The sequence below is a fragment of the Pseudomonas sp. YJ42 genome, from assembly GCF_047225135.1.
GTDB classification, from domain to species: domain Bacteria; phylum Pseudomonadota; class Gammaproteobacteria; order Pseudomonadales; family Pseudomonadaceae; genus Stutzerimonas; species Stutzerimonas stutzeri_E.
In genome coordinates this window covers 3,885,951-3,908,328 of record NZ_CP178378.1, presented here as the reverse complement: position 1 = coordinate 3,908,328, position 22,378 = coordinate 3,885,951, and the positions used below count along the sequence as shown (strand labels likewise).

The following is a 22,378-nucleotide window of genomic DNA, read 5'->3' as shown; positions in this document are numbered from 1 at the left end:
ATGGACATAGCGAGAGGCGTTCATCCATGCCCATTACCAAAACGACACCCAGCAACCAACTGATTCGCGCCTTCGTGCCCTACAAGGAATCCAAGGGTGAGGAGTACATGAGCGACAATATGCGCGCTCACTTCACCGGCATTCTCAACAAGTGGAAGCAGGAGCTGATGGAGGAAGTCGATCGCACCGTGCATCACATGCAGGACGAAGCGGCGAACTTCCCGGATCCAGCCGACCGCGCCAGCCAGGAAGAAGAGTTCAGCCTGGAACTGCGCGCCCGCGATCGTGAGCGCAAGCTGATCAAGAAAATCGACGAGACGCTGCAGCTGATCGAAGACAACGAATATGGCTGGTGCGACTCCTGCGGCGTCGAGATCGGCATCCGTCGTCTTGAAGCCCGCCCCACCGCCACGCTGTGCATCGACTGCAAGACGCTGGCGGAGATCAAGGAAAAGCAGATCGGTTCCTGATCCCGAACGGGGCGCTACGGCGCCCCGCTTCATTTCAGGGCTCGCGTACTGCGCACCCCGCCTCGCTGATGCTTCACCCGAGCCGGCCCCGCCATGCCATCGACCACCTCCTGCCCATCCGCCTACGTGGGCCGTTTCGCCCCAACGCCTAGCGGCTATCTGCACTTCGGCTCGCTGATCGCCGCATTGGCCTCCTATCTCGACGCCCGCGCGGCCGGTGGCCGCTGGCTGTTACGCATGGAAGACCTCGACCCACCACGTGAAATGCCCGGGGCACAGTCGGCGATACTACAGGCGCTGGAAACCTACGGTTTCGAGTGGGACGGGCGGATGGTTCGCCAGAGCGAGCGGCTGGATACCTACAACGCGGTGATCGATCGCCTGTGGCGGGACGGCGACGCCTACGCCTGTATTTGCTCGCGCAAACAGCTGCAGCCCTTCGCCGGGCTTTATCCCGGATTCTGCCGAGACGCCGGTCGAGACCTGAAGGATTCCGCCATACGTCTGCGCGTTCCTGATCGCGAATACGCCTTCACCGATCGCTTGCAGGGCGAGTTCCGCCAGCACATCGGTCGCGAGGTCGGCGACTTCGTCATTCGCCGCCGAGACGGCTTGATCGCCTATCAGTTGGCCGTGGTGCTCGACGACGCCTGGCAGGGCGTGACCGATATCGTCCGCGGTGCCGACCTACTCGATTCCACCCCGCGCCAGCTGTATCTGCAAGAATTGCTCGGCCTGCCGCAGCCGCGTTACCTGCACGTACCGCTGATCATCCAGCCGGACGGCCATAAGCTCGGCAAGCGTTACCGCTCGCCACCGCTGCAACCGGAAGAAGCGACGCCCCTGCTGTTGAGAGCGCTGAGAGCCCTCGGCCAACCCACCGTCAGCGAGCTCGACGACGCACATCCCAGCGAGATACTGGCCTGGGCAATTCCGCGCTGGGGTGCCGAGCGCATCCCTCACAGCCGCACCCTGGCCGAAGCGCAGCTGCGCTAGGGCTGGAAGCTGGAAGCTGGAAGCTGGAAGCTGGAAGCAAGCTTCATGTGGTTGGAACGGCCGATGCAGCCGCTTTAACTGCCTTTTGTGGCTTGCCGCTTGGCGCTGCTTTACCATTCCGCTACTTCCGACACGAGTTCCAGCATGTACATCTACCGACTGGTGCTGCTCCTGGTGGTGGGGATCTATCTGTTTTCCCCCGCGATCATGGACTGGTGGATCGACCCCAACGGCGCCTGGTACCGGCCCTATCTGTTGTGGCTGATCCTCATCGTGGTGACTTTCATCCTTCAGAGTCAGCGCGATGCAGACGAGCTTTAGCCTCAGCCACCTGATCCTGATCAGCGTCGCCTATCTGCTGGTGCTGTTCGGCGTGGCCTGGGTCAGCGAGCGCGGGCTAATCCCGCGCTGGGTGATCCGTCATCCCTTGACCTACACCCTGTCGCTGGGTGTGTATGCCAGCGCCTGGGCGTTCTATGGCACCGTTGGCCTGGCCTATCAGTACGGTTACGGATTCCTCGCCACCTATCTGGGCGTCTGCGGGGCCTTCCTACTGGCGCCGGTTTTGCTTTATCCGATCCTGCGTATCACCCGCACCTATCAGCTGGCCTCGCTGGCCGATCTGTTCGCGTTCCGCTTCCGCAGCACCTGGAGCGGCGCGCTGACCACCATCGTCATGCTGATCGGGATGCTGCCGCTGCTGGCATTGCAGATTCAGGCGGTGGCCGACGCCATCGGCATTCTCACCCTCGAGCCCCTGCAGGAGCGGGTCGCGTTGGGCTATTGCGTAATGATCATGCTGTTCACCATTCTTTTCGGTGCCCGGCATATCGCCACGCGGGAGAAGCACGAGGGATTGGTCTTCGCCATCGCCTTCGAATCGGTAGTCAAGCTGCTGACTTTCGGCGCCATCGGCCTGTATGCGCTGTATGTCGTATTCGGTGGCCCCCATCAGCTGGAGATCTGGCTGCTGCAGAACCAGTCGGCGTTGCAGGCCTTGCATACGCCATTGCAGGAAGGTCCCTGGCGCACCCTGCTGCTAGTGTTCTTCGCGTCGGCCATCGTCATGCCGCACATGTATCACATGACCTTCACCGAGAACCTCAACCCGCGCGCCCTGGTAAGTGCCAGCTGGGGGCTGCCGCTGTATCTGCTACTGATGAGTCTGGCCGTGCCGCTGATTCTCTGGGCCGGTCTCAAGCTCGGCGTCAGCACCAACCCGGAATACTTCACTCTGGGCCTGGGCCTGACCGCACAGAGCGAGGCACTCACCTTGGTCGCCTTCATCGGCGGGCTGTCCGCCTCCAGCGGACTGATCATCGTCAGCACCCTGGCGCTGTCGGGCATGGCCCTCAACCATCTGGTGCTGCCGCTCTATCAGCCACCCACCGAAGGCAACATCTATCGCTGGCTGAAATGGACCCGCCGCAGCCTGATCCTGGCCATCATCATGGCCGGATACGGTTTCTATCTGCTGCTGGGCGCCGAGCAGGACCTGTCCAACCTGGGCATCGTCGCCTTCGTCGCCACACTGCAATTCCTGCCCGGCGTGCTTTCGGTGCTTTACTGGCCGACCGCAAACCGCCGCGGTTACATCGTCGGCCTGCTGGCAGGCATCAGCGTCTGGGTGGTCACCATGCTGTTGCCACTGGTGGGCAATCTAGACGGCTTCTACATTCCGCTGCTCAACGTCGTCTATGTACTCGACGACACCAGCTGGCACCTGGCGGCGATCGCTTCGCTGGCCGTGAATGTGCTGGCTTTCTCGCTGTTCTCGCTGTTCACCGAGACCAGCGCCGAGGAGCAGGCGGCCGCCGAGGCCTGCGCGGTGGAAAACGTGCGCCGACCACAACGACGCGAACTCGCAGCCGCCTCGCCACAGGAATTCGCCACCCAGTTGGCCAAGCCGCTGGGGGCCAAGACTGCGCAACGTGAGGTGGAACAGGCACTGCGAGATCTCCAGCTGCCCTTCGATGAACATCGGCCTTATGCGCTGCGCCGACTGCGCGATCGCATCGAGGCCAACCTGTCCGGCCTGATGGGCCCGAGCGTCGCCCAGGATATCGTCGAGAACTTCCTGTCCTACAAGAACGGCGCGGAAGGTTACGTCACCGAAGATATCCATTTCATCGAAAGTCGCCTGGAGGACTATCACTCGCGCCTGACCGGCCTGGCCGCTGAGCTCGATGCGCTACGTCGCTATCACCGCCAGACGTTGCAGGAACTGCCGATGGGCGTCTGCTCGCTGGCCAAGGATCAGGAAATTCTGATGTGGAACCGAGCGCTGGAGGAGCTCACCGAGATTCCGGCGCTGCAAGTGGTGGGCTCACGCCTGTCGACCATCGCCGAGCCTTGGCAGAGTCTTCTGAGCGACTTCATTCAGCAGAGCGAGGAGCATTTGCACAAGCAGCGGTTGCAACTGGACGGCCACAGCCGCTGCCTGAACCTGCACAAGGCGGCGATTGCCGAACCCCTGGCACCCGGCAACAGCGGCCTGGTGCTGCTGATCGAAGACCTCACCGAGACCCAGCAACTGGAAGACCGCCTGGTACATTCCGAACGCCTGGCCAGCATCGGCCGGCTGGCGGCCGGTGTCGCGCACGAAATCGGCAACCCGATCACCGGCATCGCCTGCCTGGCGCAGAACCTGCGCGAGGAGCGAGAGGCCGATAACGAGATCAACGAGATCAGCAATCAGATCGTCGAACAGACCAAGCGCGTCTCGCGCATCGTCCAATCGCTGATGAGCTTCGCTCACGCCGGTGGCAGGCAGCAGGATCTTTATCCGGTGGGCCTGGCCGAGGTGGCGCAGGACGCAATCGCCCTGCTGTCGCTCAACCGAAGAGGGACGGAGGTACGCTTCTTCAACCTCTGCGACCCAAGCCACCTGGCCGAAGGCGATCCGCAACGTCTGGCCCAAGTGCTGATCAATCTGCTCTCCAACGCCCGCGATGCGTCGGAGCCTGGCGGCGCGATTCGGGTGCGTAGCGAGGAATCCGAGCAGACCGTCTACCTTATTGTCGAAGACGAAGGCAGCGGTATTCCCCAGTCCATTCAGGACCGCCTGTTCGAGCCGTTCTTTACCACCAAGGACCCCGGCGAAGGCACAGGCCTGGGCCTCGCTCTGGTCTATTCGATCGTGGAAGAGCATTATGGCCAGATCAATATTGACAGCCCGGCAGACCCGGAGACCCAACGCGGTACCCGTTTCCGCATTACCCTGCCGCGGTATGTCGAGGCGACAGATGCCATTGATTGACGAAGCGATGGGCGTTGTTCGTCCGGTATCGGCCCATGAGCGACTCAGCGAACGACCGGCCATAAAAAGGCCCGCGCGAGATGGCGCCGCAATCCTGCACGGACAGACCCACACCGCATCGCGACAGCTTGCCCAGGTCATGGGACGAGCGCTCCTGGGCGCTATTTCCCGCCTGCCTGTAGCCGCCTTCAGACCGTCGAGAGAGTACTGATGTCACATATTCTGATCGTCGAAGACGAAACCATTATCCGCTCCGCCTTGCGCCGACTCCTCGAACGCAATCAGTACGAGGTCAGCGAAGCCGGTTCGGTGCAGGAAGCGCAAGAGCGCTTCAGCATTCCGGGTTTCGATCTCATCGTCAGCGACCTGCGCCTGCCCGGAACACCCGGCACCGAGCTGATCAAGCTCGCCGAAGGCACTCCTGTGTTGATCATGACCAGCTATGCGAGCCTGCGCTCGGCCGTGGACTCGATGAAAATGGGCGCGGTGGATTACATCGCCAAACCCTTCGACCACGACGAGATGCTGCAGACCGTAGCCCGCATCCTTCATGATCGGCAGCAGGCAGCCGTCGCTGCCCCCGCAACTTCACGCAGCGCATCGACGCCGTCGGATGCGGCGGTCGAGACCGACTCGGACAACAGCGGGATCGGCATCATTGGACGCTGTGGTCCCATGCAGGATCTGTTCGGCAAGATCCGCAAGGTCGCACCCACCGACTCCAATGTGCTGATTCAAGGAGAGTCGGGTACCGGCAAAGAGCTTGTCGCCCGCGCCTTGCACAATCTTTCCCGCCGCGCCAAGGCGCCGATGATCTCGGTCAACTGCGCTGCGATCCCTGAAACACTGATTGAATCCGAGCTCTTTGGCCACGAGAAAGGCGCGTTCACCGGCGCCAGCGCCGGACGCGCCGGGCTGGTTGAGGCTGCCGATGGCGGCACCTTGTTCCTGGACGAAATCGGCGAACTGCCCTTGGAAGCGCAGGCGCGGTTGTTACGGGTGTTACAGGAAGGGGAAATTCGCCGTGTCGGCTCCACCCAATCGCAGAAGGTCGACGTACGCCTGATTGCCGCTACCCACCGCGACCTCAAGACGCTGGCCAAGAACGGGCAGTTTCGCGAAGACCTCTATTACCGCCTGCATGTCATCGCACTGAAGCTGCCGCCTCTACGTGAGCGTGGTGCCGACGTGCTGGAAATCGCCAAGGCTTTCCTGGCACGGCAGAGCGAACGAATGGGTAACGAGGCGTTGCACTTCTCCCGGGAGGCTGAGCAGGCCGTACGGCATTACGCCTGGCCCGGGAACGTCCGGGAACTGGAGAATGCCATCGAGCGGGCAGCGATCCTCAGCGAGAGCGAGGAAATCAGTGCGGAGTTGCTGGGCATCGACATCGAACTCGACAACCTCGATGACGATTACGATGAGCCTTGTGCCCCGCTTGGTTCTTCCATCGCGACCAGCAACGAGCCGACCGAGGATCTTTCGCTGGAAGACTACTTCCAGCATTTCGTGCTCGAGCACCAGGACCACATGACCGAGACCGAGCTGGCCCGCAAGCTGGGAATCAGTCGTAAGTGTCTGTGGGAACGGCGCCAGCGACTGGGGATTCCCCGGCGCAAATCCAGTGCCACCGGCTAACAGATTGTTACCCACCCCACCGACACGTAACAAAAACCGGGTTCATCGGTAACGGGAACCCGGTTTTTTGTAAGCGGGCATACCTGCCGAAACAAACAAGTCGTTGATTACAAAGACTTTTCAAAAACTGGCACGGCAAATGCTTTCTATCTGGCACAACAACAATAACAAGCAGACCCACAATAAGAACAAGACGTACCGGCTCTAGCAAAATAAATACAAGAAGGCAGAGGCGTAGCTAACTGATTCTTTTGGAGAGGAAATGCCAAATGGGGTTTTGCCCCACGACCAGGCCGAGAACAACAAAAACTGCCTAAGCAGTGCCTGAACTGGTTGGATCAATGATCGATGGCAAGTCAGCGACCAAAGAAATCCGTTTGCTCTTTGCTCCCAACGTAGGAGCGATTCCCGGACGCGATAGCCGAAGGGAACGGGTGACCAAACAAAAACAACAGGCCCGAAATACTAATAACAACAAAGCACGCGACATCATTTAAAGGGGGAGCTTCGGCTCCCCCTAGTGCTTTCTGGCTTTGGCCGTTGTTTTGACACCTCCCCGCGCTTCGTTCACCATCCCCTTTCCCGGTGCTAGAATCCACGCTCGTTCGTGGCTATTTCCTTCGCCACTTTGTCATTTCGCCACACAGTGCCTCTCATGCTGAAAAAGCTGTTCCAGTCTTTTCGTTCTCCCCTGCGCCGCTTCCCGCATCCCCGTCGCACACCCGAAATACTGTCCAGCCGGCAGCACTCGCTGCACCGAAACGATCTCAGCCGGCACGCCGTCAGCGTCGTCGAACGGCTTCAGCATGCCGGGTACGAGGCCTATGTCGTAGGTGGTTGCGTCCGCGACCTGCTGCTGGAGCTGGCTCCGAAGGACTACGACGTCGCCACCAGCGCCACGCCCGAACAGGTACGCGCCGAGTTTCGCAACGCCCGGGTCATTGGCCGTCGCTTCAAGCTGGTTCATGTGCATTTCGGCCGCGAAATCATTGAAGTTGCCACCTTCCGGGCCAACCATCCCGAGGCGGACGATGATGAGGACAATAATCTTGCGTCACGCAACGAGAGCGGACGAATCCTGCGCGACAACGTCTATGGCACCCTGGAAGACGACGCCCAGCGTCGCGACTTCACCATCAACGCGCTGTACTACGACCCGTCGAGCGAGCGCATTCTCGATCACACTCATGGCGTTCGCGACATTCGCAATCGGCTGATACGCCTGATAGGCGATCCCGAGCAGCGCTATCTGGAAGATCCGGTGCGCATGCTTCGAGCGGTCCGCTTCGCGGCCAAACTGGACTTCGAAATCGAACAGCACAGCGCCGAGCCCATCGCCGAACTGGCTGACCTGCTGAACGATGTGCCTTCGGCTCGCTTGTTCGACGAGATCATCAAGCTCTTCCTCAGTGGCAAGGCCGAACGCACCTTCGAGTTGCTACTGGAATACGATCTCTTCGCCCCGCTGTTCCCAGCCAGCGCCGATGCTTTGGAAGACAATCCCGACTACGCCGGCACCCTGATCCGTAACGCTTTAGCCAATACCGACCAGCGCATTGCCCAGGGCAAGCCGGTGACCCCGGCATTCCTGTTTGCCGCCTTGCTATGGCCAGCCTTACCGGCGCGCGTCGCCGAAGCACAGGCCAGAGGCTTGCCGCCGATACCAGCGATGCAGGAAGCGGCCCATGAGCTGATATGGGAACAGTGCCAACGCACCGCCATCCCGAAGCGCTTCACCATGCCGATGCGGGAAATATGGGACATGCAGGAGCGTCTGCCGCGCCGTCAGGGCCGCCGCGCCGATCAGCTACTGGACAATCCGCGCTTCCGCGCCGGCTACGACTTCCTTCTACTGCGCGAAAGCGCCGGGGAGCAGACCGATAACCTGGGCGAATGGTGGACCGACTACCAAGAAGCCAGCGAGAGCGAACGCCGCAATATGATTCGCGGCCTCAGCAGCAAGGACGAGGGTAGCGGAGCACCTCGCAAGCGGCGCCGCAGCGGACGGCGCAAGCGCGGCCCGAACGAAAACGCACCGGCGTCCATCGATTAAATGGAACGGGTTTACATTGGCCTTGGCAGCAACCTGGCCGAGCCTCGCGAGCAGCTGCGTGGCGCACTCAAGGCACTTGCAGCCATCCCCTCATCCCGATTCGCCGGCGTGTCTTCGCTGTACGTCAGCGACCCGCTGGGCCCACCGGACCAACCGCGCTACTACAACGCCGTCGCTGTACTCGACACCGCACTGGTGCCGCTCGAGCTGCTCGATGCATTGCAAGCCATCGAAAGAGCCCAGGGCCGGGAACGCAAGGCTGAGCGCTGGGGTCCGCGAACGCTGGATCTGGATATCCTGCTGTTCGGCGACTACCAACTCGACGGGCCACGCCTGACGGTGCCGCATTATCACCTGCACGCCAGGGCGTTCGTGTTGTATCCGCTGGCCGAAGTAGCACCTGAAACCCTGAAATTAGCCGATGGGCGACGTCTCGCCGATCTGCTCGCCGCCTGCCCTTTCGAAGGCCTGGAACGCCTGAACGAGGCCTTGTAACCAGCCGGTAACAGTTGTAACAGTCCTGGTAACACTCCCGATTGACTTAGCACGCCGCCATCGGGACTATAAGCGCCCGCTACCGGCACGCATCGATTTGGGGCGCCCCAGCGCGCTCCGAGTGCAACCGTGATCCCTCAGAGGCTCTAGGAGGACGGCATTCATGCCAGACGTAACCCTGACCACCCTGCAAGGCCTCAAGCAGAAAGGCGAGAAGATCGTCATGTTGACCTGCTATGACGCGACCTTCGCCAAGACCGCCTGCGAAGCCGGGGTCGAGGTGCTGCTGATCGGCGACTCCCTTGGCATGGTTCTGCAAGGACACGACAGCACCCTGCCGGTAACCGTTGCAGAAATGGCCTATCACACTGCCTGCGTCAAACGCGGCAACCGTGGCGCGATGATTCTTGCCGACTTGCCCTTCATGGCCAACGCGACCATCGAGCAGACGCTGGACAACTCCGCCACGCTGATGAAAGCCGGAGCACACATGATCAAGGTCGAGGGCGCGGCCTGGCTGGCCGAGTCCATTCGGCTGCTCGCCGAACGGGGAATTCCAGTCTGCGCGCACATGGGCCTGACCCCTCAGGCAGTAAACCTGTTCGGCGGTTACAAGGTGCAGGGCAGGCAGGACGCTCAGGCGCAGCAGATGATTGCCGATGCCCAGGCCCTCGAAGCCGCCGGCGCCGCGATGCTGCTACTCGAGTGCGTCCCCAGCGACCTGGCCGCCCGCATCACCCGGGCGGTCACGGTGCCGGTGATCGGCATCGGTGCCGGCAACGCCACCGATGGTCAGGTTCTGGTACTGCACGACCTGCTCGGGCTGTCACTCAGCGGACGCGCACCGAAGTTCGTCAAGAACTTCATGCAGGAGCATGACGACATCCCCAGCGCCATCGCCGCCTACGTCCAGGCGGTGAAGAGTACGGATTTTCCCGCAGCCGAACATGGATTCTCCGCATGAACGTGGTTAGGACTGTCGCCGATCTGCGCGCCGCGGTGACCCGCGCGCGTGGTGAAGGCAAGCGCATCGGCTTCGTGCCAACCATGGGCAACCTGCACGCCGGCCATGTCGCGCTGGTTAAGAAGGCCGGCCAGCGCGCCGACTTCGTGGTAGCCAGCATCTTCGTCAATCCGCTGCAGTTCGGCCCCAACGAAGACCTGGCCAGCTATCCGCGAACGCTGACCGCCGACCAGGACAAGCTGTTCGATGCCGGTTGCCACCTGCTGTTCGCTCCCAGCGTCGAAGAGATGTATCCCCACGGCCAGGCGTTGCAGACCATCGTCCGTGTGCCCGGCGTCTCCGAAGGCCTTTGCGGCGGTAGCCGCCCCGGCCATTTCGACGGCGTATCCACCGTGGTCAGCAAGCTGTTCAACATGGTGCTGCCGGACCTCGCGGTGTTCGGCGAGAAGGATTATCAGCAGCTGGCGGTTATCCGCACCATGGTCCGCGACCTGAACATGCCGGTGCAGATCATTGGCGAGCCCATCGTGCGCGCCGAGGACGGGCTGGCGCTGTCCTCGCGTAACGGTTACCTGAGCGCCGACGAACGCACGACTGCGCCGGCGCTGCATCGAACGCTGCAGCAACTGGCCGATGCCATCCGCCACGGCGAACGCGACTACCCCGCTCTGCTGGCCTCCGGTAAACAGGCGCTGCAGGCTGCGGGGTTTCGTCCGGATTACCTGGAAATCCGCAATGCGCTGGATCTGCAGCCAGCCACCGACGAACACCATGAACTGGTGATCCTCGCGGCGGCATTCCTTGGCAAGACCCGCCTGATCGACAATCTGCAGGTACACATCAGCTAATCCGTAGCTGACCGAGCCGATCATCGGCACCCGCTCTGCCCGCCCCGGTATTGATCGCACCCCGGGGTTCGGGCACACTCTGCGCCGCTTGCGCACCCGGAGGACCCCGCCATGCACGCCATCATGCTCAAGGCCAAACTGCACCGCGCCCAGGTAACCCACTCTGTGCTGGATTACGAAGGCTCCTGCGCCATCGACGGCGACTGGCTGGACCTCGCCGGCATCCGTGAATATGAGCAGATCCAGATCTACAACGTCGACAACGGCGAGCGTTTCACCACCTACGCGATCCGCGGCGAAGAAGGCTCGAAGATCATCTCCGTCAATGGTGCGGCCGCGCACAAGGCCGGTGTCGGCCATCGTCTGATCATCTGTGCCTATGCTCATTACAGCGAAGCCGAACTGGCCAGCTTCAAACCCCATGTCCTCTATATGGGCGCCGATGGAGAGCTCAGCCACACCAGCAACGCCATTCCGGTTCAGGTCGCCTGATTGATCTGGTGATTGAACAAGCCCGCAACGCCTGCCGCGCTGCGGGCTTTTTTGTGGTCAAGGGTTTCCCCTGGCAGCGTAAATCTGCAATGGTCGCAGTGTTCCGATGCCCAACGACCCTGCAAACGCGACGCTTCGGAACGCCGCGCGTTTTTGCCAGTCAGACCAGTCTCGACGGTGCAGGAAGCACCGTCGCCGCCGCGGCCTCAACCGCAGCGGTATGCGCCTGCTCCATTCAGGATGAATGCCAGCGTGCCAGCATGTTCGAATGACTGTTTGTCCCCATTGCAGGACCGCAGATAGTCCGCCAAAGCAAAGGAAGCCGCACAACCATGAGCTACTACCAGCACCCTCTCGATGCCACCGGCCTGTCGTCCTGGAAGGCCTTGGAAGAACATCGCCTGGCGATGCAGCACTTCAGCATGCGCGAGGCCTTCAAGGCCGACCCGACTCGCTTCGATGACCTGTCGGTTTCCTGCTGCGGCCTGTTTCTCGACTATTCAAAGAACCTGATCACTCGCGAGACTCGCAGTCTGCTGGTGAACCTAGCGCGCGAGGCCGGCGTCGAACAGGCTGCCCATGCGATGTTCGAAGGCGAGCGGATCAACGCGTCGGAAAACCGACCGGTACTGCATACCGCCCTGCGCCGGCCGATGGGCGACTCCGTACAAGTCGACGGCCGCAACATCATGCGCGACGTGCACGCCGCGCTGGCGCAGATGACCGACATCGTCACCCGGATCCACAACAATCTTTGGCGTGGCTTCAGCGACAAGACCATCACCGACGTGGTTAATATCGGCATTGGGGGCTCGTTCCTCGGCCCGCAGCTGGTATCCGAGGCGCTGTTGCCGTTCACCCAGCACGGTGTGCGTACTCATTATCTGGCGAATATCGACGGCAGCGAATTCCGCGAAGTGACCGCCAAACTGAACGTCGAAACCACCCTGTTCATCATTTCCAGCAAGACCTTCGGCACCCTCGAAACACTCAAGAACGCCCAGGCGGCGCGCACCTGGTATCTCGGCAAGGGTGGCACCGAGGAGAAGCTTTACCGCCACTTCATTGCGGTGACCAGCAACAAGCAGGCCGCCATCGATTTCGGTATTCGCGAGAAGAACATCTTTCCGATGTGGGATTGGGTCGGTGGGCGCTATTCACTGTGGTCGGCGATCGGCCTGCCCATTGCCCTGGCTATTGGCATGTCCAACTTCAAGGACCTGCTGTCCGGCGCCTACAGCATGGATACCCACTTCCTCAACGAGCCCTTCGAAAGCAATATGCCAGTGCTGCTGGCAATGCTCGGGATCTGGTATCACAACTTCTGGGGGGCGCAGAGCTACGCCTTTCTGCCTTACGATCATTATCTGCGCAACTTCGTCAAACACCTGCAGCAGATGGACATGGAATCCAACGGCAAGAGCGTCCGGCAGGATGGCTCGCCAGTTTCTTGCAGCACCGGCCCGGTCATCTGGGGCGGCGTCGGGGCCAACGGCCAGCACGCTTACCACCAATTGTTGCATCAGGGCACTCCACTGATTCCAGCCGACTTCATCGTGCCGGTGGTCAGCCATAATCCGGTGGCCGATCATCATGAGTGGCTTTATGCCAACTGTCTGTCGCAGAGCCAGGCACTGATGCTTGGCAAAACCCGTGAAGAAGCAGAAGCCGAACTGCGTGCCAAGGGCATGAGCGAAGCCGAGATCCAACGCCTGGCGCCGCACAAAGTCATTCCTGGTAACCGACCGAGCAACACTCTGGTGATGGAAACCATCAACCCCGGTCGCCTGGGTGCGCTGATCGCGCTGTACGAGCACAAGGTATTCGTACAGGGCGTGATCTGGGGAATCAACTCCTTCGACCAGTGGGGTGTGGAATTGGGCAAGGACCTGGGCAAGGCCGTCTACGGCCAGATGACCAGCTTCGATGCGCCACCGGCCGAGGATGCCTCGACGCAAGGTCTGATCGACTTCTTCCGCGGGCGTCATCGCGGCTGATCCGCCATACAAACCGGGCGGCGTCTCGCTGCCCGGCTCCCGCCTCTTCCATCGCTCTCTCTACGACTCGACGTAGTCCCGGCCGATATCCATCGACCGGCCGGGTAACATGTGCGCATCGGGTAACATTCGCCTATCCCAGACAAGCCAGACGTTCCCATGGAGTTCATCCGCCGTCATATCGAATCGCAGGTGCTCAGCCTTACCGGCCTGGCCATTGGCGGTGTCGACTACGAGAGCCCGCCGGGCGACCCGGGATTGTTCGGGCCGGATTCCGTTTGCTGGCGTGTACACGGCGATTTCACTTCGATGCTGGTCGGCGGCATCTCCGCCCTGCTACTCCAGGCGTTGCACCCGCTGGCGCTGGCCGGCGTCTGGGATCATTCGAATTTCCGCGAAGACTTACTTGGACGCCTGCGTCGCACCGGGCAGTTCATCTCGGCGACCACCTTCGGCAGCCAGGCCGACGCACAACGATTGATCGAGCGGGTTCGGGCGATTCACCTCAACGTCACCGGTCACGCCGCCGATGGCCGACCTTATGCCGCTTATGACCCCGATCTACTGACCTGGGTGCATGTCGCCGAGGTCAGCAGCTTTCTCAAGGCGCACTTGCGCTATCTCAATCCTGCTCTGTCTGGCAATGATCAGGACCGCTATTACACGGAGGTCGCGCTGATCGCCGAGTCGTTGGGCGCTCGCGACGTGCCGCGCTCGAGGCAGCAGATCGCCGACTATCTGCAGATGGTGCGCCCGCAGCTGCAGTGCGATGAACGCTCTCGGGAAATCCTTCGTGTGTTGTTCAACGCCCCGGCTCCCAGCGCGCTGACCCGGCCGTTTGGCGCACTCATGATGCAGGCTGGCGTGGAGCTGTTGCCGGATTGGGCGAGCGCCATGCTCGAACTGCAGCAGAGCCCGCGCCAGCGCCAGCTGATACAGCTGGGCGTCAGACGCACCGCACCCGTACTGCGTTGGGCGGTGCGCAGCGGCTCGGTGCACCGGGCCCGTCGACGCATGGGCCTGCCTAGCCGCTAGTGTTTTCCGCTAGACTGCGTGCCTTTCTCGCCGAGTCGCCGCGCATGCCTTCTCTAGAACAGGCGCTGCGCGCCGCTTACCGCAGCCGCGAAACGCTGCTGACTCAGCTGCATCCACAGGGCACCGACTGCTACCGACTGTTCCATGGCAGCCAGGAAGGCGCTCCAGGCCTGACAGCTGATCGCTATGGGCCGTTGTTACTCGTGCAAAGCTTTCATCAACCCCTCGAACGCAACGCGCTGCTGGCGCTGCATGAGCAGCTCTGCACCAGCCTCGGCAAATCCTTGTCGCTGGTTTACAACGACCGCTCCCAGGGCAACTCACGCATCGACCGCAACGACTCGGTGTTTCGCGCCGACCCTGCGGCGTTGGACGATCAGGTTGGCCAGGAGTGGGGCCTCAACTACCGCATCCGCGCGCGCCATAGCGGGCAGGATCCACTGTTGTTTCTCGATCTGCGCAACGCTCGCGGCTGGGTCAAAGCCAACAGCGCCGGCAAGTCGGTGCTCAATCTCTTCGCGTATACCTGTGGCGTCGGCCTCTGTGCTGCAGCCGGCGGCGCGCGCGAGGTGTGGAACCTGGACTTTGCCGAGAGCAACCTCGCGGTCGGGCGGGAGAACGGCGTACTCAATCCCGAGCTGGCCCCGATGCAATTCGTTCAGTCGGATTATTTTCCGGCGATCCGACAGCTGGCGGGTTTGCCTATCCCCCAACGACGCGCACGCGCGCTGCCCGACTATCCGCGCCTGATGCCCAGACAGTTCGACCTGATACTGCTCGATCCTCCGGCTTGGTCGAAAAGCGCGTTCGGCACGGTCGATCTGCTGCGCGACTATCAGAGCCTGCTCAAGCCCGCATTACTTGCCACGGCGGAAGACGGGGTGCTGGTCTGCTGTAATAACCTGGCGAAAATCAGCCTCGAAGACTGGCGGGAGCAGGTTTTGCGTTGCGCGATAAAGACGGGACGACCGGTGCGCGATTGCCAGGTGTTGTCACCAGCACATGACTTTCTGTCCGCCGATGGGCAACCTCCCCTGAAGGTTCTGACGCTGCAATTGTGAAGCGCAGCAATACACTGAGACCTTAGAGGAACCCGTCTGTCGTGCCATACTCCAAGGCAGTCACTGCCCGGAATGTAGATTTCGCATGCCCAACGGAATGAAGCGCGCACTCATCGGCCTGATGACCGCACTGGTCTGCTATTGCCTCCTCGGCTTCCTGATACTGCCCGGGGTCGCCCAACGTGTCGTCAATCAGCAGCTGATCCAGTACGCCACGGTGCCAGCACGCCTGGAGCGAATCGAGTTCAACCCGTTGAGCCTCGAACTCACGCTATTCAATCTGCGCCTCGGCGAGACGGATCAGCCGCAGCTGGGCTTCGAGCGCCTTTATCTCAACCTGGAATGGAGCAGCCTCTGGCGTCGCGCCTTGCAGATCGAGGACGTCGAGCTGGTTCAGCTGCACACCGAGGTGATCTTCGACAAGGATGGCGTACTCAACCTGACGCAGCTGTTCGACTTGCCCGCAAGCGAAGAGCAGCCTGAAGCGGCGGGGCAAGAGCCTTTCGCGCTACGCATTGGCCGGCTTCAACTGGTGGAGGGGTCGGTCCGCTTCGCCGATCAGCGGCCCGATGAGCCCATCGATTTCCTGCTCGATTCGCTCAACTTCGAGCTGTTGAACTTCGCCACCCGCTCGGATGACGCCGCCGATGCGGTACTGGTCGCAACCGGCCCTAGCGGGGCCCGTGTGGACTGGACCGGGCAAATCAATCTGTCGCCGATCAGCTCATCCGGCCAGCTGAAAATCAGCAACCTGTTGCTGAAAGACTTCTGGGCCTATGCGCATGACACCGTACCGCTGCGCCTGCAGGAAGGCCGGCTGAGTTTCGCCAGTGACTATCGGCTCGACCTTGCGCAGAGCACCGAGCTGCAGCTGAGCAATCTGAATGCACAACTGGCACCCCTCAAACTGGACACCCCGGATGGACAGCCTCTGGTTCGCCTGGAGAGCCTGGAAATCAGCAAAACGGCGCTGGATCTGGCCAAGCAGCAAGTGGTGATCGGCGAGTTGCGCAGCCGGGCGCTGGAAACCTGGGTGGCTCGAGAGCCGGACGGCGAGCTGAACTGGCTGAAACTGCTGGCGCCTTCGGCTACCGCTGTGGCGGGCCAGACCCCCGACCAATCGCAAAGCGCAGAGCCAACCCCGCCAGCAAACGACAGCACGGCCGCGGATAAAAGCGCCTGGCAGGTTCTGCTGCATGATGCACAGCTGCGTGAATACAGAGTTCATCTGAGCGATCGCGTCCCGGAGGAACACGTCGCCCTGGAGTTAGGCCCACTGAACCTCGATGTGTCCGATTTCGACAGTCTGGGCACCTCACCTTTCACCCTTGACCTGAACACCGGTGTCGGCAACCGAGGCGTCCTGCAGGCCGCGGGGCAGCTGCAACTGCAACCGGCCACGGGGCGGCTCAAGATCAGCACGCAGGATATCGACCTGCGCATCGCACAAGCCTATCTGACTCCTTTGGTTCATCTCGAGTTGCGCAGCGGGATGCTGGCCAGCCAGCTGGAGTTCGAGCTGACCGGCACCGAACCCCTGGCATTCAATCTAGGCGGGGCAGCGGAAATCACCCAGCTGCATACGCTGGATACCATCAAGAATCGCGACTTCGTCAAATGGCAACGTCTGAAGCTCGACGGGCTGAAATACCAACACCCTCAGCAGTTGCAGGTCGAGCACGTCGAACTGAGCCAGCCCTACGCACGCTTCATCATCAATCCCGACCTCACCACCAATATCAATGACCTGTTGGTGGACAAATCGACGCCGGACGACTCCGATGCCGCCTCGCCGGAAACGACGCAGGCGGAGCCGATGGGCATCCACATCGGTGGCATTGCGATCAATGACGGCTCGGCCAACTTCTCCGATCTCAGTCTGCGCCCCCCCTTCATCACTGCGGTGCAAGAGCTCAACGGCCAGATCGGGACGCTTGACAACCGGGCCCAACGACCAGCCACCGTCGATGTGAAAGGTAAGGTCGATCGCTACGCGCCGGTGAGCATCAAGGGAAGCCTCACGCCCTTCGATCCGCTGCAGAGTCTGGATATCGCCACCCGATTCAGGCAGGTCGAGCTCACTACACTCTCGCCTTACTCCGGCAAGTTCGCCGGATATCGCATCCGCAAGGGCCGCCTGGACCTCGATCTGCATTACCGCATTCAGCAAGGCCAGTTGAATGCCGAAAACAAGGTCGTTCTGCAGCAGTTACAACTCGGAGAGAAAGTGGATAGCCCCGAGGCGGTCGACCTTCCTGTCCGACTGGCCGTCGCACTGTTGAAGGACACCCATGGCACCATCTCGCTTGAACTGCCGGTGCAGGGCAACCTCAACAACCCTCAATTCAACGTCATGCCGATCGTCTGGCAAACGCTGCGCAACCTTGTGGCACGTGCTGTCCAGGCGCCGTTCAAGTTTCTTGCGGGACTGGCGGGCGGCGAGCAGAACGACCTCAGCCAAGTCCTGTTTGCACCAGGCAGTAACGAATTGGATGAACAGGCGCGCGGCAACCTGACCACGTTGGCACGTGCATTACAGGAACGTCCGGTGCTGCGCCTGGAAGTCGAAGGGCAGAGCTCACCGCAAGCGGATGGACCGCTGATGGCCGAGCAATGGCTACAGCGCGAGTTTCAGGAGACTTGGTACAAGGTGCTGCAGCGCCGAGGTGACAAGGTACCTGCCGACGCCGCACAGTTGGAAATCGGTGAGGAGGAAAAGGTCGCCATGCTCGAAGGCATCTATCGCAGCCGACTCGGGAAACAGCCACCCGCTCAATGGGATGAACTCGACGAGCAGGAACGCAGCAAGCGCATGCGCGACGCCGTGCTCGCCAGCCGAGCGGATAGCACCGCGCTATTGCGCAGCCTGAGCCGTGCTCGCGCCGCTTCGATCAAGGACTACCTGGTCGATCAGACCGGGCTTGACGATTCACGGGTCTACCTACTGGACACTGGCATCACGCAAACCGAAGAAGCCGGACGGATTCCGACCTCACTGCATTTGGGGAGCGAATGACATGCCCACCCACGCTCGTCTCGCCTGGCTATTTATTTTCGTGCTTGCGTCTCCGCTGTCACAGGCAGAAACCCTACGCTGCGGCAGCCAGTTGATCAGTACCGGCGACAGGACATTCGAGGTCGAACGCAAATGCGGCACGCCTGTGCAGCGCGATTTGATCGGCCACACACTGGGCCCTTACGCCAGGCAGGAGCTGGTTATCGAAGAGTGGCTTTACGGCCCCAATAACGGCATGTTCAGCATTCTGACCTTCCAAGGCAATCGACTTGTACGCATCGAGTCTCGCCGAGATCATTGAACGGAAAAGGATTCCTCGTGCCCACTACACTCGTCGTGATCTTGCTGAGTCTGCTTGTGTTCGCCTGTAGCGCCCAGGCCGCTTCCACCCATCGCTGCGGCAGTGCGCTGGTCAGCCTTGAAGCGTCCACCGCCGAAGTCAGAAGCAAATGCGGCGAGCCTTCCAGTGCCTCGCTGGTGGGATACAAGGAAGTCCTCGATGACTACGGCTTTCGTCATGAAGTGCAGGTCGAAGAATGGCTCTATGGACCAACCAACGGGATGTACCATTTCCTACGCTTCGAAGGGAACCGTCTGCGTCGGATCGACAGCCAGCGCGGTCGCTGAAAAAGGAAACCCCACTCGAAGGTGGGGTTTCGTATATCACTGTTACGGCGACAGCTATTGTTTAGTCGGCGGCTTTCAGGCCGTCAGCCGACACGTCACGAACGCCTTCGACACCCTTGGCCTTGTTGATCGCCATTTCGCGCTCAGCCTCGGTGGCCACAGTGCCGGACAGCGAAACAACGCCGTCTTTGGTTTCGACTTCGATATCCATACCTGGGGTAGCGTCTTCCACCAATAGAACGGATTTCACCTTGGTGGTGATCCAGGTATCTGAGGTGGCGTCGCCAGCCTCTTTCATGGTGTCGTTGGTAGCCAGCATGACCGTATCAGCCTTATCCAGCGCCGGAGTTGTGTCGGCGAAGGCAGCGCCCGCCATGGGCAAGCTCAACGCAGCGGCGACGGCAGCAGCGGTAAGAGAATTCTGGATCATGTTCATAGTGGCACTCCTGTTTTCTTCAGATGTCTGCGGCATCTATTCCGACCGCAGTTCACAGGTAATGTCGCAAGTGACATGCCACTTTTTATTATAAAAATAACCCTTTAACTTCAATAGTTTGCAAAATCACAGTAGCTGAAGGCCACTAGCACACTGCATGTTTTGTCCTAGCGAAGCGTGCAAGTTGCAATCAATTTCGCGTGCTCCGAGCCGATTGTGTTGGGCGACGCTAAGCTCCAAGGCCCGAAACAAAAAAGGCCCCGAAGGGCCCTTTCTGTCACCGCTGGTGCGTTTAGGCGCCAGACGCCTCGGCAGCCGCCACATCTTTGATGGACAGCTTGATACGGCCGCGGTTGTCCACGTCCAGTACCAGCACTTTCACTTCCTGACCTTCCTTGAGCACGTCAGTAACCTTCTCCACCCGCTGGTCACTCAGCATGGAGATGTGCACCAGACCGTCCTTGCCCGGGAGGATGTTGACGAAGGCGCCGAAGTCGACGATGCGCTCGACCTTGCCGACATAGATCTTGCCGATCTCCGCCTCAGCGGTGATGCCCAGAACACGCTGTTTGGCGGCCTCTGCGGCTTCCTTGGTTTCGCCGAAGATCTTGATCGAGCCGTCGTCTTCGATGTCGATCGAGGCCTTGGTTTCTTCGCAAATACTGCGGATGGTGGCGCCGCCCTTGCCGATGACGTCACGGATCTTGTCCTGGTCGATCTTCATCGCAATCATGGTCGGTGCATTGGCCGACAGCTCGGTACGCGACTGACCGATGACCTGGTTCATCTGACCGAGAATGTTCAGACGCGCTTCCAGTGCCTGGCCCAGCGCGATTTCCATGATCTCTTCAGTGATGCCCTGGATCTTGATATCCATCTGCAGCGCGGTCACGCCTTTGGCGGTACCGGCCACTTTGAAGTCCATGTCACCCAGGTGATCTTCGTCACCCAGAATGTCGGTCAGTACGGCGAACTTCTCGCCCTCCTTGACCAGACCCATCGCGATACCGGCTACCGGCGCCTTCATCGGCACACCGGCATCCATGAGGGCCAGGGAAGCACCGCAAACCGAAGCCATGGAGCTGGAACCGTTGGACTCGGTGATCTCCGAGACCACGCGAATGGTGTACGGGAACTCATCGGCGCTCGGCAGCATGGCGGCAACGGAACGACGGGCCAGACGGCCGTGACCGATTTCGCGGCGGCCAGTAGCGCCCATACGACCACACTCGCCTACCGAATACGGTGGGAAGTTGTAGTGCAGCATGAAGGGATCTTTCTTCTCGCCTTCAAGGGTATCGAGCAGTTGCGCGTCGCGCGCGGTACCGAGGGTCGCAACCACCAACGCCTGGGTTTCGCCACGGGTGAACAGCGCCGAGCCGTGGGTCTTGTCCAGTACACCGACTTCGATGTTCAGGCCACGCACGGTACGGGTGTCACGGCCATCGATACGCGGCTTGCCGTTGACGATGTTCTCGCGAACGGTGCGGTACTCGATCTCGCCGAAGGCATCTTTGACTTCACTGGCGGACGGCTGGCCTTCCTCACCGGAGAACTTCGCGACGACCTGGTCACGCAGCTCACCCAGACGGGCATAGCGATCCTGCTTGATAATGATGGTGTAGGCCTGGGAAATGGCATCACCGAACTCGCTACGAATCGCATCGAGCAGCTGAGTGTTTTCCGCTTTGGGCTGCCAGTCCCAGATCGGCTTGGCCGCTTCGGCTGCCAACTCGGTAACCGCCTGGATTACGGCCTGGAATTCATCGTGGGCGAACAGTACGGCACCCAACATCTGATCTTCGGTCAGCTCTTTGGCTTCAGATTCGACCATCAGCACGGCGTCTTTGGTGCCGGCCACGACCATGTCGAGGCTGGAAGCCTTGAGCTGCTCGTACGTCGGGTTCAGCAGATAGCCGGTCTCGGGATGGAAAGCTACGCGTGCAGCACCGATCGGGCCGTTGAACGGAATACCGGAAATGGCCAGCGCAGCGGAGGTACCGATCATCGCAGCGATGTCCGGATCGGTCTTTTTGCTGGTCGATACGACAGTGCAGATGACCTGCACTTCGTTCTGGAAGCCTTCTGGGAACAGCGGACGGATCGGGCGATCGATCAGGCGCGAGGTCAGGGTTTCTTTCTCCGACGGGCGCGCTTCACGCTTGAAGAAGCCGCCAGGGATCTTGCCGGCTGCGTAGGTTTTTTCCTGGTAGTGCACTGACAACGGGAAAAAGCCCTTGCTCGGATCGGCGGTCTTGGCGCCGGTTACCGTCACCAGGACAGTAACGTCATCATCAACAGAGACCAGAACAGCGCCTGAAGCCTGACGGGCGATACGGCCAGTCTCGAGGGTTACGGTCGATTGACCGAACTGAAATTTCTTGATTACCGGGTTCACGGTGGTTCCTTCTCTATGTTGCCTTGGGGGAAACGTTTTCACATCTCGCGGGCCATGCCTCGCGCGAGACGCTTCGTAGCGAATTCTTGGGCAGTGCGGGGAATCGAACCCCTACGCTGTCCGAATGTGCTCCGCTGAAAGGCAAAAGCTGGAAGCAGGGACGAGCCCCACTTCCAGCTTTGGCATTCAGCTTCGCACAAGCATCGCTTAGCGACGCAGACCCAGACGACCGATCAGGGTGCTGTAACGAGTGGTGTCCTTGCCCTTCAGGTAATCCAGCAGCTTACGACGCTGGTTGACCATACGGATCAGACCACGACGCGAGTGGTGATCCTTGCCGTTGGCCTTGAAGTGACCTTGCAGCTTGTTGATGTTGGCGGTCAGCAGGGCAACCTGCACTTCCGGAGAACCGGTATCGCCTTCAGCTTGCTTGTACTCGTTAACGATCTGGACTTTTTCTTCAACGCTAAGTGCCATGATGGGCTCCTTCAATGAACAGGCCGGGACGGGTCCCGTATTCTAAAAAGAGGAGTGACCGTGCCTGCCGACAGCCACCCTCGTCACGCAGCACACCTTCGAGGCGCACCACGTAT

The 22,378-nt window shown here is 60.8% G+C and carries 19 protein-coding genes; 16 read left to right on the top strand and 3 right to left on the bottom strand.

Going from position 1 to position 22,378, the window contains the following annotated elements:
* Positions 1–26: 26 nt before the first annotated feature.
* The 16 genes from dksA to ACL0K2_RS17890 all read left to right on the top strand — a co-directional run bounded on the left by dksA (position 27) and on the right by ACL0K2_RS17890 (position 18,951).
* Positions 27–470: an RNA polymerase-binding protein DksA gene (gene dksA, locus ACL0K2_RS17965; RefSeq protein WP_021205864.1), complete on the top strand. Its 444-nt coding sequence runs from the start codon at positions 27–29 to the stop codon at positions 468–470.
* Between the two features lie 93 nt (positions 471–563).
* Positions 564–1,466, top strand: a complete 903-nt coding sequence (gene gluQRS, locus ACL0K2_RS17960; protein ID WP_413043158.1) for a tRNA glutamyl-Q(34) synthetase GluQRS — start codon at positions 564–566, stop codon at positions 1,464–1,466.
* A 144-nt stretch (positions 1,467–1,610) separates the two neighbouring features.
* Positions 1,611–1,787 (top strand): hypothetical protein, encoded by a 177-nt coding sequence (locus ACL0K2_RS17955; protein ID WP_003095129.1) that lies wholly within the window; start codon positions 1,611–1,613, stop codon positions 1,785–1,787.
* On the top strand, positions 1,771–4,725 hold the full coding sequence (locus tag ACL0K2_RS17950) for a sensor histidine kinase (RefSeq protein ID WP_413043157.1): 2,955 nt from the start codon (positions 1,771–1,773) through the stop codon (positions 4,723–4,725). Before ACL0K2_RS17955 ends, ACL0K2_RS17950 begins: the two co-directional genes overlap by 17 nt.
* A gap of 210 nt (positions 4,726–4,935) precedes the next feature.
* Positions 4,936–6,363 (top strand): sigma-54-dependent transcriptional regulator, encoded by a 1,428-nt coding sequence (locus tag ACL0K2_RS17945; RefSeq protein WP_045160873.1) that lies wholly within the window; start codon positions 4,936–4,938, stop codon positions 6,361–6,363.
* Between the two features lie 655 nt (positions 6,364–7,018).
* Positions 7,019–8,416 carry a polynucleotide adenylyltransferase PcnB gene (locus ACL0K2_RS17940; protein ID WP_413043156.1) on the top strand — a complete coding sequence of 466 codons (1,398 nt, stop codon included), beginning with the start codon at positions 7,019–7,021 and terminating at the stop codon, positions 8,414–8,416.
* The gene (gene folK / locus ACL0K2_RS17935; RefSeq protein ID WP_045160871.1) at positions 8,417–8,911 is read left to right on the top strand and encodes a 2-amino-4-hydroxy-6-hydroxymethyldihydropteridine diphosphokinase; all 495 of its coding nucleotides are present in this window, start codon (positions 8,417–8,419) and stop codon (positions 8,909–8,911) included. It begins immediately after the preceding gene.
* 163 nt (positions 8,912–9,074) lie between these two features.
* Positions 9,075–9,875: a 3-methyl-2-oxobutanoate hydroxymethyltransferase gene (panB, locus tag ACL0K2_RS17930; RefSeq protein WP_045160870.1), complete on the top strand. Its 801-nt coding sequence runs from the start codon at positions 9,075–9,077 to the stop codon at positions 9,873–9,875.
* Entirely contained in the window at positions 9,872–10,723 is an 852-nt protein-coding gene (gene panC, locus ACL0K2_RS17925) for a pantoate--beta-alanine ligase (protein ID WP_045160869.1), read from the top strand. The genes panB and panC overlap by 4 nt, the downstream gene beginning before the upstream one ends.
* Positions 10,724–10,834: 111 nt before the next feature.
* Positions 10,835–11,215 carry an aspartate 1-decarboxylase gene (gene panD, locus ACL0K2_RS17920; RefSeq protein ID WP_003298244.1) on the top strand — a complete coding sequence of 127 codons (381 nt, stop codon included), beginning with the start codon at positions 10,835–10,837 and terminating at the stop codon, positions 11,213–11,215.
* 332 nt (positions 11,216–11,547) lie between these two features.
* Complete coding sequence (pgi, locus tag ACL0K2_RS17915; RefSeq protein ID WP_413043155.1) at positions 11,548–13,212, top strand: glucose-6-phosphate isomerase; 1,665 nt, start codon at positions 11,548–11,550, stop codon at positions 13,210–13,212.
* Between the two features lie 159 nt (positions 13,213–13,371).
* Complete coding sequence (locus ACL0K2_RS17910; RefSeq protein WP_045160867.1) at positions 13,372–14,247, top strand: oxygenase MpaB family protein; 876 nt, start codon at positions 13,372–13,374, stop codon at positions 14,245–14,247.
* Positions 14,248–14,291: 44 nt separating this feature from the next.
* Positions 14,292–15,308: a class I SAM-dependent rRNA methyltransferase gene (locus ACL0K2_RS17905; RefSeq protein ID WP_413043154.1), complete on the top strand. Its 1,017-nt coding sequence runs from the start codon at positions 14,292–14,294 to the stop codon at positions 15,306–15,308.
* Positions 15,309–15,393: 85 nt separating this feature from the next.
* Positions 15,394–18,324, top strand: a complete 2,931-nt coding sequence (locus ACL0K2_RS17900) for a DUF748 domain-containing protein (RefSeq protein ID WP_413043153.1) — start codon at positions 15,394–15,396, stop codon at positions 18,322–18,324.
* Position 18,325: 1 nt separating this feature from the next.
* Positions 18,326–18,625 carry a DUF2845 domain-containing protein gene (locus tag ACL0K2_RS17895; RefSeq protein WP_045160864.1) on the top strand — a complete coding sequence of 100 codons (300 nt, stop codon included), beginning with the start codon at positions 18,326–18,328 and terminating at the stop codon, positions 18,623–18,625.
* 17 nt (positions 18,626–18,642) lie between these two features.
* Positions 18,643–18,951 carry a DUF2845 domain-containing protein gene (locus ACL0K2_RS17890; RefSeq protein ID WP_045160863.1) on the top strand — a complete coding sequence of 103 codons (309 nt, stop codon included), beginning with the start codon at positions 18,643–18,645 and terminating at the stop codon, positions 18,949–18,951.
* A 61-nt stretch (positions 18,952–19,012) separates the two neighbouring features.
* Here ACL0K2_RS17890 and ACL0K2_RS17885 read toward each other — a convergent pair whose 3' ends face one another.
* The 3 genes from ACL0K2_RS17885 to rpsO all read right to left on the bottom strand — a co-directional run bounded on the left by ACL0K2_RS17885 (position 19,013) and on the right by rpsO (position 22,262).
* The gene (locus tag ACL0K2_RS17885) at positions 19,013–19,387 is read right to left on the bottom strand and encodes a BON domain-containing protein (RefSeq protein ID WP_045160862.1); all 375 of its coding nucleotides are present in this window, start codon (positions 19,385–19,387) and stop codon (positions 19,013–19,015) included.
* Between the two features lie 292 nt (positions 19,388–19,679).
* Positions 19,680–21,785 (bottom strand): polyribonucleotide nucleotidyltransferase, encoded by a 2,106-nt coding sequence (pnp, locus tag ACL0K2_RS17880; protein WP_045160861.1) that lies wholly within the window; start codon positions 21,783–21,785, stop codon positions 19,680–19,682.
* 207 nt (positions 21,786–21,992) lie between these two features.
* A complete protein-coding gene (rpsO, locus tag ACL0K2_RS17875; RefSeq protein ID WP_025240600.1) occupies positions 21,993–22,262 on the bottom strand; it encodes a 30S ribosomal protein S15 in 270 nt (89 codons plus the stop codon).
* Between the last annotated feature and the right edge of the window lie 116 nt (positions 22,263–22,378).